Annotated in this window: 13 protein-coding genes; all 13 read right to left on the bottom strand. The window is 47.6% G+C overall.

Features of this window, described 5'->3' with window-relative positions:
- Positions 1 to 78: 78 nt before the first annotated feature.
- Complete coding sequence (locus GNP95_RS15825; protein ID WP_155611834.1) at positions 79 to 570, bottom strand: hypothetical protein; 492 nt, start codon at positions 568 to 570, stop codon at positions 79 to 81.
- Positions 563 to 1234 (bottom strand): hypothetical protein, encoded by a 672-nt coding sequence (locus GNP95_RS15820; RefSeq protein WP_155611833.1) that lies wholly within the window; start codon positions 1232 to 1234, stop codon positions 563 to 565. Before GNP95_RS15820 ends, GNP95_RS15825 begins: the two co-directional genes overlap by 8 nt.
- A gap of 312 nt (positions 1235 to 1546) precedes the next feature.
- The gene (locus tag GNP95_RS15815; protein WP_155611832.1) at positions 1547 to 1876 is read right to left on the bottom strand and encodes a hypothetical protein; all 330 of its coding nucleotides are present in this window, start codon (positions 1874 to 1876) and stop codon (positions 1547 to 1549) included.
- A 248-nt stretch (positions 1877 to 2124) separates the two neighbouring features.
- On the bottom strand, positions 2125 to 2751 hold the full coding sequence (locus tag GNP95_RS15810; protein ID WP_155611831.1) for a hypothetical protein: 627 nt from the start codon (positions 2749 to 2751) through the stop codon (positions 2125 to 2127).
- A 38-nt stretch (positions 2752 to 2789) separates the two neighbouring features.
- Positions 2790 to 6233 carry an RHS repeat-associated core domain-containing protein gene (locus GNP95_RS15805; protein ID WP_196427205.1) on the bottom strand — a complete coding sequence of 1148 codons (3444 nt, stop codon included), beginning with the start codon at positions 6231 to 6233 and terminating at the stop codon, positions 2790 to 2792.
- A gap of 347 nt (positions 6234 to 6580) precedes the next feature.
- Positions 6581 to 7405 (bottom strand): carbohydrate ABC transporter permease, encoded by an 825-nt coding sequence (locus tag GNP95_RS15800; RefSeq protein ID WP_155611830.1) that lies wholly within the window; start codon positions 7403 to 7405, stop codon positions 6581 to 6583.
- A complete protein-coding gene (locus GNP95_RS15795) occupies positions 7402 to 8286 on the bottom strand; it encodes a carbohydrate ABC transporter permease (RefSeq protein WP_019635278.1) in 885 nt (294 codons plus the stop codon). Before GNP95_RS15795 ends, GNP95_RS15800 begins: the two co-directional genes overlap by 4 nt.
- A gap of 29 nt (positions 8287 to 8315) precedes the next feature.
- A complete protein-coding gene (locus GNP95_RS15790; RefSeq protein ID WP_083484821.1) occupies positions 8316 to 9593 on the bottom strand; it encodes an ABC transporter substrate-binding protein in 1278 nt (425 codons plus the stop codon).
- 118 nt (positions 9594 to 9711) lie between these two features.
- Positions 9712 to 11223 carry a response regulator transcription factor gene (locus tag GNP95_RS15785; RefSeq protein WP_155611829.1) on the bottom strand — a complete coding sequence of 504 codons (1512 nt, stop codon included), beginning with the start codon at positions 11221 to 11223 and terminating at the stop codon, positions 9712 to 9714.
- A gap of 25 nt (positions 11224 to 11248) precedes the next feature.
- Complete coding sequence (locus GNP95_RS15780) at positions 11249 to 13060, bottom strand: cache domain-containing sensor histidine kinase (RefSeq protein WP_155611828.1); 1812 nt, start codon at positions 13058 to 13060, stop codon at positions 11249 to 11251.
- A 144-nt stretch (positions 13061 to 13204) separates the two neighbouring features.
- Positions 13205 to 14491, bottom strand: coding sequence for an ABC transporter substrate-binding protein (locus tag GNP95_RS15775; protein ID WP_155611827.1), 1287 nt, complete (start codon positions 14489 to 14491; stop codon positions 13205 to 13207).
- Between the two features lie 42 nt (positions 14492 to 14533).
- On the bottom strand, positions 14534 to 15370 hold the full coding sequence (locus GNP95_RS15770) for a carbohydrate ABC transporter permease (RefSeq protein WP_155611826.1): 837 nt from the start codon (positions 15368 to 15370) through the stop codon (positions 14534 to 14536).
- The gene (locus GNP95_RS15765; protein ID WP_155611825.1) at positions 15370 to 16248 is read right to left on the bottom strand and encodes a carbohydrate ABC transporter permease; all 879 of its coding nucleotides are present in this window, start codon (positions 16246 to 16248) and stop codon (positions 15370 to 15372) included. The genes GNP95_RS15770 and GNP95_RS15765 overlap by 1 nt, the downstream gene beginning before the upstream one ends.
- Positions 16249 to 16296 lie beyond the last annotated feature (48 nt).

The raw sequence follows: 16296 nt of genomic DNA, 5'->3' as shown, positions 1-16296 counted from the left end.
TATCTTCTCTTACAGGGAGGGGAAACGCCTTCGCCTTTGTGCATATCACTCTTCCATAGCATTAACTCCCTCTATAGTTTATATTTTAGATATCTCAATCATTTTATTGCTAAAGTGTACGAGTATCTTAGAGCCTGATGAAAAAAGAATTTCGTGAGACAGGACATCCTCGTTTACATCTAGTATCTCCTCGTACCCCCAGTCACCAAATCCATGAGGTCTAACTGCAGATTCATTCTCAGAATAATCAACTTGAAGTTTGATAATCTTCTTATAAATAATGCGCCAACAATTCTTTCCATCCGTTAAGGTTATTTCTACATTTATCGGTCTTTTAATGCTTGTATCTAGTTGCTTAATTTTAACTTCGATCAGGTTTGAATCATGAAAGCTCCTAGAGTTATATAAATCAAATACTTGCCTAGGCAATTTACCTTTTAACTTTTGGAATCGCTGGTTGTATAGAGCTTCGTTCTCATCCCATTTGCGGTTCGCTTCGTTTCGTTCTTCTTCATCTTCACTGTTTATCTTAGACCACAATTCGTCTGTAAAATACTGAATCTTAATCACCTCTGTTATCAGAATGGCTGTAGAGGTTTTGAGCCTTATGAAATAATTTCTCCCTCAGCTTTCTATCATTTTCATGAGGATTAGGTTTGCGAACTTCAATTAAACCATCCTTAGAAACTGCAGACTGATCTATTGCCAATTCAACCGTTGTATACGCACGGTACTTTAATAATGTTACGACTTGTTCCTTGTCAAGGATTCCTCCATCTCGGATAATTTCTCTATGCTTAAAAGCAACCGATTCTTTTATAAATGCCTTACTGAAAAAGCATTTTTCTAACTTTGAGATTTGATTTAATTGTATTTTGTCTGTTTTTAATGCATCAATAATCAAACTCTCCAGCCCTAAATACTTACTTTCCCTATAAGTCTCTACGATTTCTTCAAGCAACTCTTCATTAATATACGTTGTATCCGTTTCATCACACTTGTTCTTGAAATAATTCCATGTTATATGCTCTTTCACTGATGAATCCATATGAACTAAGTTAAGAACACTATAGAGCCGGGCTAATTGTTTCTTATTAATACTTCCATGTAACTCTAGCTGTTCACTAAGCTCATGCTGCGAAATAATATCATTAATTTCAGCAGCCAGTTCACTTAAACTTAATCGATCACTATCCAATGATTCGCTTATTTTTAAAAGGAGACTATTGTTCATACTTCCTTTCCTTTCTAACCACCTTTCGGTTATCTGCCCGCTTCAGTTGCTAAGGCTACAAAGAGTTTTTGGGTATCTATACTGCCAAAAGTTTTTATATCTAACGAGGGCATGACACCTATTTCGGAAAGATTTTGAATAATTATATTTGATATTACAACAATTACCGTTTATATGGATTGTTGCCTAACGAATTACTACAGGCATTGATGAGTTTTAAGTTCTCCATGTCTTGCGGCCCGATCCATTAGGCACTGGTACTGGGTGGGGGTAAAGAAAGACCTTGAGGATTCCACCCCCAAGGTCATAAATTTATTGAAAAACGATATAAAACAAGAATGCTTTTTTGCTATCAGTTGAAGAGAGTAGATAGTATACGAATGAATCTTTTTTATCTTCTCTCACATAGAATGTCGAATTATACTCTATAAATCTTACTAATGAGGCGAAAATGGTTTTAACCGCATTTAAGTTAAACTCTTTTAGTTTAATCACAATATTATACTGTTTGTCATTATAATTAATAGAAGAGTCTACGATATTATCCTGCCTTTCAAAGAAATCCGTTGTCTCTGACCAAATCCCTATCTCATATTCAGTATTTAGATCTTTGGATAATTCTAGTAATACATCCTTATTCATATGCTCTTATCAACTCCACTATAAGATTTATAAGGTTTAAGAATATAAATGCCCCAGAGAAAAGATTGACTCCAACAGTTGGATCCTGCTTAAGTAAGGCCTGTTCTAATTTTTCATGATGTTCATTCCCGTGTATTCTCGATAGTATTTAAAACTCAAAAACCCGTAAGTGGTCACTTTTTTCAAAATATCCATCTTACGGGTTACAGTCCACACCCACATGTGGCACTATAAGTTTTTAATACTATTTATTCCAGTTTTCTCGAAGTTCTTGTCGCAATATCAATTTCAAACCTTTCCTCTGGTATGCCAAGTTCTTTTGTAGTAATAAGGATATAATGAGATTTATTTTCCGTTGGCTCAAGCTTTATCCAATGATTAACCTCACCAACCGCAAGAGTTTTAATTTTACGAACCTGAATCTCAGTTGAGATATATGTTTCCTCTCCTGTGCTAACATTTTTAAGATATAATCGTGCATAACCATTTCTTTGGAACAAATTAATTAAATCTACTCGATATTCATATTTTCCATCTGCTGATATCTTTAATGCGTCACTCCTTATCTTTTCATTCGCCCAACCGTGGGTATTAACGCTTTGAATCAGTACAGCAGAGAGTAGTATTGATAACCCCACCCCTACACAAATTCCAACATAATCTACTCCACTTGTTGGAGTCCATCCTTTAATTAGTAATATAGTAAACACTACAGCGAACAATAGAACTGGAACACCTGCTCCCAACAAATAGGTCGTTCCAATAATATCCATACCTCTTTGAAAGTACGCTGTTGAACCGAAAAGAAACCATACAAATGAGAAAGCACTAAACATTATTATACCTATCAATAAAAGCCTTAACCATATCGGCATATTCTTCCCCCCTTTAGATTAAACCTTTATTATCTTAACTAAAATGATCCTCTACCACTTGAACTCGAATGAAGGCCTAATTTTAATATCGGCTCAATATATTTTTTCCAAATGTCCACATTACTGTGCATGGTTGAATGAGCTTGAATGCTTGTGCCTGTCTCCCCATCTTTCGCTCGCACATTATCTGCACCTTTAAATTTCCTTGTAAATGTAGACCCTGCCCACCACCAACTTCCTCCCATGTCGCCTTGGACAATATCTCTATTATTATACATATGAATATGTTGACCGACCTCTGTCTTCAAGTTATATTCCCTAACGGGAGTCGCTACTGTAATTAATGTCTCGACTTGCATCCCTTTTTCCTCCAGAAGATTAGCTAACATGATTGCCACATTTCCTCCATGACTATGCCCTACTAATCTAATAGGTTCGTCAGGATTCTTACTGTGCCACTCATATACTGTGTTTACAAAACCCTTAGCCGCATCAGAACGTGCACCTTTGCTATTTTCTCCTGTCCACTCTAGCGCTTTACTTGATTCATTAAACAGACCCTCCACATATTTCACAAAATCCGGTGTCCATGTAGTCGGATCTGAGTAAGTACCATGAATCAACCAAACTTTGTGCCCACTAGGATCCGTATAAATCAAAGGATTATTATGCACATACGTATACAAGTTCTGGCTTAGCGGGTTAGTAATGTCCCCTTCATAGCTATCCTTTGATGCGAATCTTCCCGCGTTCGGATCATACCAGCGGGCTCGGAGATACTGCAAATCCGTCGTTGCATCCCAGTACTCTCCAGAGTAGCGGAAGATATTCGGAACGGTCTCTTCCTCAAGCTCAGGGTTGCCCCAAATATCGTAAGTGTAGCTGTTCAGCTGGTTCCCCGCGCTATCGACCAGACCTACTACATCGCCATGACCGTTAAATTGATAATACTGGACTTCTCCGGTTGCTTGATCCACCCGGGACCATAGCCGGCCGGCTAAATCGTAGATGTAGGTGTAGGTTATGCTTGGTGAACCATTGCTTACGTCTGCTTCTGCAATCAGTTTCGCTTGTTCGTCATAGTAATAGCGGGTTCGCTCCGCTCCTTCAGCCCGCTCGTATAGGAAGCCGTCTCCGTTATAGCTGTAGCTGACTGCTGTACCGTTCTCGCCTGTTACTTTTGTTAAACGGTTGAGGCTATCGAAGGTGAATTCGGCATTCGTCATGCCCCGAACCTGCTGGCCCTCTACCTCGAGGCGATTTCCGCGTTCGTCATAGACGTACTTTTTGCTCAGGTCTTGCCCATTCTCCTCTTGAATTCGATTCAGGGAATCATAAGCGAAGGTATCGTCGGCCCCGTCCTGGCTGCGGGAAATAATGTTCTTGTTGTCGTCGTATTGATAAGTGAACTGCAAGCCCGCAGCACGTTGTACTTCTGCATTCTCACTCATCTCGCCCATAAGAGCTGCAGAGCCGCTTCTAAGCGTCCTTCCCGCCGCCCCAGGCGCGAGCGTCATCGCCGTCAAGTCATAGCCTTCATACGTGTATGAGGTGCTTAGTCCATTACTGGAAGACTGGATCTGCAGCAGTCCGTTCGCTTGGTAGTCAAAGGTCATTCGATCCACGGGCGACCCGGACCCGGCAGCAAAAGCCGCCATTCTTCCATTGCTTGACGCATCATGCACTACATCCAGAGCGCTAACCCGGTTCATGGCATCCAATGTATACTGAGCGCCTGTCGTTTTCCCGGAAGCATCCTTCAGTGTGTATCCCGTCCGCATCTGCTTGTTATAGGAATATTCGATTTGCGTACCGTCAGGATAGGCGATCCTCGTTAGCAACCCGCTTTGCGGATCATAGGTATACGTCGTATTCCCTGTAGTATCGGCCATTCCGGTACGGCGCCCCATCGCATCGTAACTATATTTTATCTGCTGGCCAGGCGCTTTGATCAGGGTAAGCAAATTATCGCTATTATACTCGTATTCCGTAAATTGACTCGCGTGATCCAGCGATCTGATCAGGTTTCCTCGTGAATCGTAAAAGAATGCCTCAACCAGCCGTTCCTCATTCATTTGCCGGATCAGGTTGCCTGCTTGGTTGTATTCCTTCTCTACATACGTATTATCCGGATATTGAATTTTGGTCAGATAACCTGCCAAGCTGTACGTATAACGCGTCGAACGCAGCTCAGGATCGGAGACAGATATCATACGCCCAAGCGCATCATATTCATATCGGGTCTGTCCGCCATTTCCGTCCGTGACGATCACCGGGTGGCCTTCCAAGTCGTAGACCGTCTGCTCCAAAGGAACATATGCCCCATTTCTCGATTCCTCGAACGCCAATACATTTCCAAGCAGATCCGTCTTCTCCTGATGCTTCACGCCAGCAGGGTCGGTGTAAGTCGTCGTGCGGCCAACCATATCATACTCGACTCTGTCCTGGGAACCGTCTGCAAAGATAGTTCCCGTAAGGCGATTGAAGCCATCATAGACAAAACTGGTTTTATTTCGCTCGGCGTCTATAGACTCCTTCATATTCCCTTCTTGGTCATATACGTATTGAAAAAGAGCGTCGTCTACCTTCTCCTGAACGAGCAGTCCAAGCGGGTTAAACTTTTCGACGATGACGATGCCTTCCGTGCCCGTAGTCGTGACCGTGTTCAGCTCATCCTCATATCTCACCGTCTTCGTGGTCTGATCACTGTAAAGCGTTTGGATCAGGCGGCCAATTACATCATAAGTATATGAGGTCACCGCTCCCGACTCATCTTCTGCCGATTTTATTTCACCCGCTGAAGTATATTCATAACGTTGGCTAACTTCGGTATAAAAACCATCCACGGAATGAACGACCATCGAGCGTTTTGTCGGCAAATGTTTCCCATAAGGAGATTGGTACGCATAGTTCACCGTATTCGTTCTTTTATCATCTTTAACATTGGAGGAGGCGATATTTCCGTAAGCATCGTATGTGAAATCGGTTTGAGCTAATAGCTTGCCGCTTGCGCTATTCTCTCTAACGCTGGATTGCAGCACGCTCCCCTGGTTATTGTACTGATATTGCTCCACCCTTGACTGATTACTGCTGAGTTTGGTGCTGATTTTACTTGGCAGCGCCCAGAAGAACAGAGCAGCAGATGCGGTATATTCATAGCTGATCTCCTGTCCCGTACTCCAATTTTCCGCCGTCACCAGTCCCTCATCATTGTATTGATAATGAATGGACAAAGGCTCTGAAGCACGGCCTCCCTGCATATAACTTTCGGTGACCTGAACAGGAGCATTCCAGCCCTTCGTTTCATCGTAAGTGAATTGCTGCTTGTACTGCGTACTTGCTTCCTCGCTGCGCTGCTCGCCTAAGTAATGGATATCCGGCTTGCTGCTCGATTGGAAGGTTTTATTAAAAACTCGCGTATCCTTGGAGCGCGTAGCCTCCATCGTCGTTGTCCAGGCTGCCGCTTCTCCATAGCTGTTCAAATCCTCACCGGAATAACGGAATGTTACCGGGTGTAGGACTTCGTCGCCGGCCGTAGTAGAGTAGGAGTCCTGACGAGAACTAACTTATTTCCTCCATTTCCTAAATTTATTAATATGTATCATCTTTATCGGCTAACTTACATTTGATCTTGTATAGTCATAAAGTCCCTTATCTGGTTGGATTAACAAAAAAAAGCCACCCCCAACATCCGTTGAAGGCAGCTTTCAGCTTGTTGTTCCTATTCAATTTCCAGCCTGTTTCCACGCTTTTTTTATCCCAGCTCGGCTGAATTTGATCGTATATCTGGCACTTCGTAATATTTTATCTCTCACTGCCTGAATTCCTCTTATCCTTTCACTGCCCCGCCAACGATCCCCTCTACGATTTGCTTCTGCATGGCGATAAAGAATACAAACACAGGAGCAAGGGTAATGACCGTCATCGTCATGAACATCGGCCAATTGACCGCGAATTCGCCCTTTGCCTTGTAGATCTCCAGAACGAGCGTTGTATTCTCCCGGGAGCTAAGGAACAGCATCGGGGACAGGAAATCGTTCCAGATCCACATCGTTTGCAGCACGGCACAGGTTACGGTAATCGGCTGCAGCAAAGGCAGGATGATCTTCCAAAATATGCCCCAGATGGAGCAGCCATCAATGATGGCCGCCTCCGACAGATCCTTCGGAATGGTCTTCATATACCCCAGGATCAGGAAGAAGACAAACACCGAGCCCCCTAAATACATCGTCGTTAATCCATACAGCTTATCCACCAGCTTCAAGTTGGTCATCAACTGGAACAGCGGCACCAGCAGCGTCTGAAACGGAACCATGAACCCAAGCAGCAAATATCCCATAATGACCCGGTTTACGCGAGTCCGGTTATATACGATTGGATACGCTGCCATGGCTCCGATCAGCACCATCAGGATAACGGCCGTTACGGTCAGAAACAAGCTGTTGCCAAAGCTGCGCAGTATCGGCGTCTCCTCAAAGACTCTGGCATAATTCGAGAAGTTCCAGCTTGTAGGCAAGCTGACCGGCTTCGTTGCCGTTTCGAACTCACTTTTAAACGTGTTGACGATAATGATGTAAAAAGGGAAAAAAGTGAGCAGTCCGAAAGGAAGCATAAGAACATCCAGTATCCATAATTTCCGTTTGGATCCTATCATTGCATGCGCTCCTCCCTTTTCTGCATCAGGTTGAATTGGACGAAGCCAATCACTAGTACGATAAGGAAGAAGATGACCGAAATCGCAGACGCGAGGCCAAACTGAGCTTCGGAAATCCCCCGGAGCACGATCACCTGCGTAATCGTATGCGTCTCAAATCCAGGTCCGCCGTTCGTTAATGCAAACGGGATCTCATAAACCTTCAAGCCGTTAGTGATTAAGAGCAGCACGCTCACCGTCATCGCCGGAGCCAGCAGCGGAATAGTAATGTAGCGGATCTGCTGCCACTTGTTGGCCCCATCGATCGCCGCCGCCTCGAAGAAGTCCTTGGAAATCGACTGCAGGAAGGCCAGGTAAATGACCGCGTGCCAGCCGGTCGTGGCCCAAACAGCGACGACAATCGTCGATACCTTGGCCAGCACGGGATCGGATAACCATGGCTGTGCCGACATCCCGAACAGTTCGCGCAGGAATGTGTTTAGAATCCCCGATGGAATCGGCGCGAAGATAAACCCCCAGATAAAGGCCAACAGCAGGCCGCTCGGAATGGACGGGAAGAAAAAGACCGCCCGCAGTACATTTTTGCTGAAAAAATTCTGATCCAGAACAAGCGCTAGCGGAATCGCAAGCAAAGTGACCAGCACCGTTGTTGCGACCGCAAACAATATCGTAAATGATATTCCCGATACGATCGCATTGTCGGCGAACAAGCGCGCATAATTTTTCAAGCCGATAAAGTCATAGTTCGTTGAATACCCGTTAAAATTAGTCAGGCTGAGCATAAATGAGCGAATTAACGGGTAAATCGTAAACAAGGTATAGATGATCAGAATCGGAATCAGAAACACCTGGTATTGCAGCTGTCGCATAAATTTACCCAAGATTGATCTTCCTTTCAGTGAGCTAGACCTTAGTAACTCTCCATCTCAATGAATTTCTTATCAATGGCTTGAACAGCTTCCTCCGGCGTAATCTTACCTACAGCCATATCCTGGGTCGATACAACGAATTGGTTTCTGAGCGCTTCCTGGTATCTTGGCCAAGTTACCATAGGCAAATAGATTCTACCTTGCATCAGGCCTTCCTCATATGCGTTTTGCAGGGCAGGATGCACTTCCGCCTCGAAGCCTTTGGCTGTCATGATTAAATTCGTGCCCTCATAGAACAGCTGCAGGCCTTCTTCCGTGCTCAAGTACTCCAGGAACAGCAGCGCTTCCTCTTTATTCTTCGTCTTGCTATTCACCGCAAACCCTACGCCTGGCGCCCCGACATAGTAGCTCTGGCCTTTCTCGAATCCAGGCAGACCCATGACTCCGAAATCCAGATCCGGCACCTGCGTCAATTTATCCATCACCCACGGGCCGCTGAAGAACATCGCGACATTGCCGAGTGCAAACTCGCTTTCGACTTGATCTCCAGTCAGGCCAATCATGTCGGAGGTCAAAATTTTCGTATCGATCAAATCTCTTTTCCACACTTTAAACACTTCTGTCCACCCGTCGGCAAATGTTTTTTCGCCAGCAAAGATCTTCTCGTCAAAATCAGGGTCCTGGGACAGCACCATGTTCCCGTATAGAGCCGAATGGATTTGCGTCAAATCCTGCATGGTATCATAAATCGGGACAATTCCTGCCTCTTTCAGCTTCAAGCACACGGCGATGAACTCATCCCAAGTTTCAGGGAGCTCCGTAATACCTGCTTTCTCAAATAACGCCTTATTGTAGAACCAACCGCCTACCCAGCCGTTTTGTGTAAAAGCGTAGGTTCTTCCGTCCTTGCTCAGCATCGGTTTATTGCTGTCGAGCATCACATCCATGAACGGATAGTCTGTCAGATCGATCGCATGTCCGCCATCGATAATTTCATTGCGGTTCTCGGCAGCGATCATAAAAATATCCGTCGCGGAATCCGACAGCAGCATCGTCTGCAATTTCGAAATATAGTCTTTGACCGGCGGAGCAAATTGGAAATCGAAAGAAATATGCGGGTATTTCTTCTGGAACCCTTCCAGGACCGGCTTCATTTCGGACTCATTGTTCCAGGCTAGGATGCTCAGCTTCACCTTTTGCTTGCTTTGCCCGCCCTCGGCACCGCTGGCTGCGCTTTCAGAACTGTCTTTGCCTCCGCAGGCACTGAGCACCATCGTGACGATCATAACCATAATCAATAGCAGTGACTTTCTTTTCACGTTTAGTTCCCCCTTATTTCAACATTGTAAGCACTTACACTCATTTCAAAGCTTACTCCGGTTCCTTTCGCGGCGGAATTCATATTGTTGCGCAACTTCTTGTATTTCGTTGCACGGCTTAATGTTTCTCGCCTCGGTGGAGCTGACGGTATTGCTTGGGGGACACATCATAGTATTTTTTAAACGTCCTGCTGAAGTGACTCTCATCGACAAATCCAGTCACGGAGGCGATCACACTGTTCTTCTCCTCCGTGCGGAGTAGCAATTCGGCGGCCTTCTCCATCCTAATCTGAATCACATAATTCCAATAGTTCACATTCATTTCCTGCTTGAACAGCCTGCTTAACTGAAAGCGGTCTACGCCAAACCGGTCCGCCACCATCTGCAGAGACAAATCTTCCCCATAGTTGAGGTCGACATATTGCTTCACTCTCATAACCATATCCTCCGTCAGGTTCGGGCCTTTCATGATGCTGGCGATATGATCGATTAAGCTCATAAATAAGAGCTCCAGCTCCCGGATATTACGATAGCTCCTAAGGTCATCCATCGTGATGTTATCGAGCTTCGTTCTTGACCTGCCCATAGTCGGAATCGACTGGGCAATGACGTATAGAAAATGAAGAACTAAAGAATAGACATCCTCCGGCGGAATCCGTGAGCTGCGGAAATAATCGAACATCTCTGCGGTCAGCTTCCTGGCGGCCTCCGGAGCAAATTCACGGACAACCATTTCCCGATAGGCCTGCTCGTAGCTCTGAAAATGCTGCATGCCCCATGCCTCGTTAAATGCTTCTTTCTGGTAAGCATTCACGGGTTCACAGGTATAGAAACTCAGCCTGCCGGCTTCCTCGCTCTGCTCCAGCAGCTCCGGCAGCTGATCAGCATGGCATCCGTCCATCATTCGGCTTGCACCAATGCTCACCGCTGGTTCAGGTATATGGGCTTGGATACGGGATAACGTCTCCTGGCACAGCTCCAGCAACCGGGATTCCGGCATGGGAGCGGTTATTCCCAGCAGGCAGCTGTATTTATTCCGGCTCTTTCGGTAAACTACCGGAATCAGCGACGGCTCCGCCTGCAGCAGCCATTCCGCAAGCAGCGGCTCGCTCAGACTCTCTCCTTCGATATGGAGGACGGCGCATTGCTGGAGCTTCAGCAAGCCGCAGGCCCGCTCGACAACGGCGAGGCTATTGGCATACGCAGACCTGGAATGCACCAGCTTCCCGAATTCATGGGCCAGAACGGATTGCTGCTCTGCATGTATGGCGGATGTAAGCTCAAGAATGGTTTTCTTCAGCAATACGACATCTACGGGCTTCAGCAAATACTGATAGACGTCCAGACGCAGCGCCTCCCGCGCATAGGTGAATTCATCGTGAGCGCTTACAATGACCGTTTTCGGCTTCTTTATGGAATCATCCAGCTGCTGCAAGGTTTCGATCCCGCTCATAAATGGCATCTGAATGTCCAGTATGACGATATCCGGCAGGAACTCGCCAAGCTGCTGCAGCGTTTCCCGGCCGTCGTAAGCATGTTTGATTTCCGTAATCCCTAAGGCTGTCCAGTTCATCGTTTTATCCAGAAAAGTGTGCAGGGAAGTTTGGTCATCCGCTATTAGCAATTTCATGGCATGTCCCCCTCATACAACGAGCTTATTCGATCCTCGGCACAACTAAATATACGCAGGTGCCGGCATTTTTTGTGCTGCGAACCCGGATTCCGAAATCCTGCCCGAAGTTCAGCTTAATCCGGTGATTGATATTATAAAGTCCGATATTGCCGTTTTTCTCATCCGGCTTGTCCAGCTGCCGTCTCAGCCGTTTGAGCTCATCTGCATCCATCCCTTTGCCGCTGTCACAAATGGCGATAAGCAGACCTCTTCTCACTGTGGTGACGCTGATGCGAATCGCACCCTCCCGCCGATCCTCGCCGAATCCATGCCGGATACAGTTCTCCACGACAGGCTGCAGCAGCAGCTTGGGTATTCTGCACGGCAATACGCGCTGATCTGGAATGTATTCGTCGACCTCCAAGAGGTCATCATATTTTTTATTCATAATATAAAGATAATTCCGTACGTGCTCCAGCTCCGTTCTAAGCTCCACCAGCTCACCCGACTGTCTCATCGAATAACGGAACATGTGGCTTAAGGAAAGTACGATATGATTGGAGGACTCGATGTTACCGCATACAATTTCCGTCTGCAGCAGCTGCAGCGTATTGAACAGAAAATGAGGATTGATCTGGGCCTGCAGCGCCTTCAGCTCTTCTTCTTTCAGCGCGATCTGGGTCAAATAGTTTTGCTGAATGAGCAGGTCGATCCGGTCCATAAGCTCTTTGAACTTCATGCCGATCTGATTGATTTCGTGATACTGGTAGTTTTTATCGCGAATGTACAGCATGTCGTCGGTCCCGATTTTGTCCAGCGTCTTGAGCAGGCCCTGCATCGGCCGGGAAATGCGAAAGGTGACCGCCAGGCTGATCAGCACATTTAGAATCAGGCACAGGTAAAGAATTCGCGCCAGGTTCGACTTTAGCGGAGCGGATTGGCTCGTGATTTCACTCATCGGCACGGCGGAGATCATCATCCAGCCTTCAACCGCCGTCGGCTGATAAATAATCAAATGCTCCTCCCCGTACAATGGCGTGCGGAAATTGCCCGACTTCTGTTCGTATATCTCATCGATTCCAGCAATGTCCATGATTTGGCCGATTTCTTCGTTGTTCTGGTGAACGATGATTCTCCTGTTCTCGTCGATCAGAAAGATGCTCCCTCTGTTCTGATAGTTGTTGCGCTCGAACATGCTGTTTACTTTCTGCAAATCGAGGTTGGCAATGACCGAGCCGATGACCTCGCGGCGAAAGCCTTTGACCTGCATAGCTACAGACAAGGTGGGACGTCCATATCGGGAAATGTCCGAGCTTAAATAATAATCCTGATGATGTATGCCCAGGCTAAAAAAATAATCTCCCTGCCGGGGCTGAAAGGATTCCTGTGCCCACGGCTGCGCCCCGAAGGAATATTCCCACCAAAGCGAGCTCCGCCCGTTCAAATTGTTGACATACCCGTTTTTTCCCAGAATAAGAACATCGCTGATTAACGACTGATACGTATTGATGCTCTGCGTAATTTCGGAAATATTTCGTTCATGCTGGAGCAAATAGGCCATGTCAGGCACTTCAGCATGCCGCATGATTGCGCCGACGGATTGGTTGCTTGCCAGCACCAGCAGCGAACGCTTCGTCTCCTCCAGGTTGAAGCTTAAGCCTTGGGCGGCCTGCTCCATCACCTTGTTGCTTGACCGGATCACCTCTTCCGTAATCATCCGGGTCGAATCGCGAATGGATAACATCCCAAGCAGCACGAGCAGCAGCAGGTTACCGAGCAAATAGTAAACGAGGAACGTCCGATAAATCGTTTTTTGCAGCATGAAACGGCGTAAAAATCGCAGTATTCTGTTCATAGATAGCTCCCTCAATAGCTGATCATTCTCCCTATTCATCCTAATGCATTTTAGCAAAAGAACAAAGCAGATGGATAGACTCCCCTCATTTTTGCCCAAAAAAAAGAAGCATTGATAGATTGCCATCAACGCTTCTGAGCCTGCCTATTCCACGCTTAAATTGTCCCAGTTCTGCTGGAACTGTTCGTACATCTCGGGCTTTGTGATTTTGCCGCCGATGTAGGCCTGAATGCTGCTGGCGAATTCGCCTGACATGCCGCTTGGGAACCGGAACCAGTTCCAGGTCAGTGCTTGGCCTGCATCGGTGTATTTCAGCACCTCGATGCCGAGCGCCCCGAGATCCTCTTCTGTGCCTTCGATGCTGTCAAAGGCCGGAATGAACTGAAATTCCTCGGTGATATACCTCCTGCCTGTCTCGGAGGAAACCAGCCAATTGAGGAAGGTCTTCGCTTCCTCTTTGACAGGAGAATTCTTGTTGATGACCCAGTTGTTCGGCACCCCGACGAACAGTACGTCATTATCCTCGGCCGTATCGTCGATCGGCATGGGCAGCATGCCCAGGTCAAGATCCGGATCGATCCCATCGAGCTGCCCCTGCGTCCAGTTGCCCTGCTGCATCATCGCGGCCTGGCCGCTGGCAAACAGGGTCACCTGGGTGTTGTAATCCGTGGTGAGCGGGTTCGGATTGCTGTATTCCAGCGTCAGCTCCAAGAGATCCGACCACTGCTGTACGACCGGGTCCTCCGCGAACTTCGCCGACCCTTCGTTTAACTGCTGGATGAATGCTGCAGGGTCTTGCTGATAGGCAAAAGCAGCATTAATGTTATGGTTGCCAAGCACGAACGACTCCTGATACCCGTTGGAAAACGGGATAATCCCTGCGGCCTCCAGCTTCTCCGCCGCCTCCCGCAGACCGCTAAGCGTGACCGGACGCTCGGTAATGCCGGCCTGGCGGAACAGCTCCTTGTTATAGATAAAACCGTAGCCTTCCAGGTTCATCGGCTGCCCGTACAATTTGCCGTCCTTGGTCATCGGCTCTTTGGCCAGCTCCTTGACATCCTTCACCCAGGGCTGGTCGGACAGATCCTCCAGATATTCCTCCCACATTTCCATTTCGCGGTATCCGCCGATGTTGAAAATATCGGGCTCTTCCCCGGAGGCGAACTTCGACCTTAGTGTTGCTCCGTAATCACTGCCGCCGCCCACCGTCTGGATTTCCAGTTTAATGTCCGGATGCTCCTGCTCGAACTCCTTCTGCAGCCCTTCCAGCGCCTCGGCGATTTCCACCTTGAATTGGAAAATATGCAGCACCTTGCGTCCATCCTGTATTTCGGCTTCTTTGCGGCCGCCGCATCCCGCCGCAAGCGAGACGGCCAACAGAACCAGCAGGGCAAGTAGGGCCAACCGGCCGATGTTCCTTCCTGCTCTCATATCCGCTCAACCTCCTGTCCATCGATCCAAATCATGGTATCGTCACCCTTTGACCGAGCCCTGCGCAATGCCGTCGATAATATATCTCTGCATGAACAGAAAGAAAATCACGATCGGCGTAATGCCCAGGACAAGCGCAGGCAAGGCCAGGTCCCACTGCTTCGTGAATTGTCCGAAAAATGCGAACGTCTCGATCGGAATCGTAAACAGCTCCGGCTTCTGCAAAATCAGCGAAGGCATCAGATAGTCGTTCCAGATCCACAGCGTGTTGAGAATGACGACGGTTACCGCAATCGGCTGCATTAGCGGCAGGACGATCCGGAAGAAGATGCCGTAAGGCGAGCAGCCGTCCACCCGCCCGGCTTCCTCAATATCGAGCGGAACCGACTTCACGAATCCGTGGAGCAGAAACACCGTCAGCGGCGCGCCGAATCCAAGGTAGCAAAGGATCAGCCCGGTTCGCGAATTCATGATGCCGAGCAGGCTCGTCACTTTGACGAGCGGAATCATGATCGCCTGGAATGGGATGATCATCGCCGCCACGAAAGTCATGTACAGCATGCGGTTAAACCAGGTTGGCCTGCGGGCCATCCGGTAAGCGGCCATCGCGCACATCAGCACTAGCAGCAGATTGCTAAGCACGCTAATGAGCAGCGAGTTCCCGAAGGCTTTGGGAAACGACGTCTTCTCCCACGCTCCAGCGTAATTCTCCCATTGGAACGCCGACGGCCAGCCGGCCGCATCCGTCAGAATCTCCCCAAAGCTCTTGAGCGAGTTGACCAGCAGAAAATAAAACGGAACAAGGAACAGCAGGCCGCCGAAAATGATCAGCGCCTCGATTAGCACGATTTTTCCGTTATACCGTTTCGCTGTCTCCATCACATCTCCACCTCCTTGCTCTTTGTGGCCCATACTTGAAGTATGGAAATGACCGCCACAATAAGGAAGAACAGGATCGCTTTTGCCGAGCCCATGCCGAACCGGCTGATATTGAAGGCTTCATTGTAAATGTTCAGCGCGACGGATTCCGTTGATTTGAACGGCCCGCCTTTGGTCAGGGACAAATTGAGATCGAAGAGCTTGAACGACCAGGATATCGCCAGGAACAGGCAGACCGTCACTGCGGGCATAATTAGCGGCACGATGATTTTGCCGAGCACCTGCCGTTTGCCAGCGCCGTCCACCTGCGCCGCCTCCATGAGGTTTTTCGGCACGTTGTTCATCGCAGAGATATAAATGACCATCAAATATCCCGCATTCTGCCAGACGAATACAATAATAATCGCCCAGAACGAGGTGGATTCCGTGCCCAGCCATGGCAGCTGAAAAAAGCTCAGCCCGGTCCAATCGCCGATTGAGCTGAAGCCCCGTACAAAAATAAACTGCCAGATAAAACCGAGCAGCAAGCCGCCGATAACATGGGGCATAAAAAATACGGTACGCATCACGTTCCGCGTTCGGAAAGGCTTCGTCAGCAAATAAGCGAGGATGAATGCTGTAACATTCGTTAGAAGGACGCTAAACAGCGTAAATTTCGCGGTAAAGACAAATGAATTGCGGAAAGCGAGATCTCGCGTGAATATGTGCAGATAATTGCTCACACCGACAAGGTCGGCCTGGCGCGAAATCCCGTTCCAGCTCGTCAATGAATAATACAGGCCGAGCACAAAAGGCGCAGCCACGATCAAGATGAAGAATACCGTCGATGGTCCGACGAAGATGATCTGCTGCAGCAATTGGGACGCTCTCTTGCGCATCACACGCTCCCTCCCTTGGCTTACGGTATTGACCTCTTTTTACCCTAT

The sequence above is a fragment of the Paenibacillus woosongensis genome (assembly GCF_009725165.1).
GTDB classification, from domain to species: Bacteria; Bacillota; Bacilli; order Paenibacillales; family Paenibacillaceae; genus Fontibacillus; species Fontibacillus woosongensis.
The sequence above is the reverse complement of the archived record's forward strand: the minus strand, read 5'-3'. Positions and strand labels throughout refer to the sequence as shown.

Coding starts and splice junctions, on each gene's coding strand:
- GNP95_RS15820 (WP_155611833.1), bottom strand. CDS start 1,234: ATGAACAATAGTCTCCTTTTAAAAATAAGCGAATCATTGGATAGTGAT.
- GNP95_RS15815 (WP_155611832.1), bottom strand. CDS start 1,876: ATGAATAAGGATGTATTACTAGAATTATCCAAAGATCTAAATACTGAA.
- GNP95_RS15810 (WP_155611831.1), bottom strand. CDS start 2,751: ATGCCGATATGGTTAAGGCTTTTATTGATAGGTATAATAATGTTTAGT.
- GNP95_RS15800 (WP_155611830.1), bottom strand. CDS start 7,405: ATGATAGGATCCAAACGGAAATTATGGATACTGGATGTTCTTATGCTT.
- GNP95_RS15785 (WP_155611829.1), bottom strand. CDS start 11,223: ATGAAATTGCTAATAGCGGATGACCAAACTTCCCTGCACACTTTTCTG.
- GNP95_RS15780 (WP_155611828.1), bottom strand. CDS start 13,060: ATGAACAGAATACTGCGATTTTTACGCCGTTTCATGCTGCAAAAAACG.
- GNP95_RS15775 (WP_155611827.1), bottom strand. CDS start 14,491: ATGAGAGCAGGAAGGAACATCGGCCGGTTGGCCCTACTTGCCCTGCTG.
- GNP95_RS15770 (WP_155611826.1), bottom strand. CDS start 15,370: ATGGAGACAGCGAAACGGTATAACGGAAAAATCGTGCTAATCGAGGCG.
- GNP95_RS15765 (WP_155611825.1), bottom strand. CDS start 16,248: ATGCGCAAGAGAGCGTCCCAATTGCTGCAGCAGATCATCTTCGTCGGA.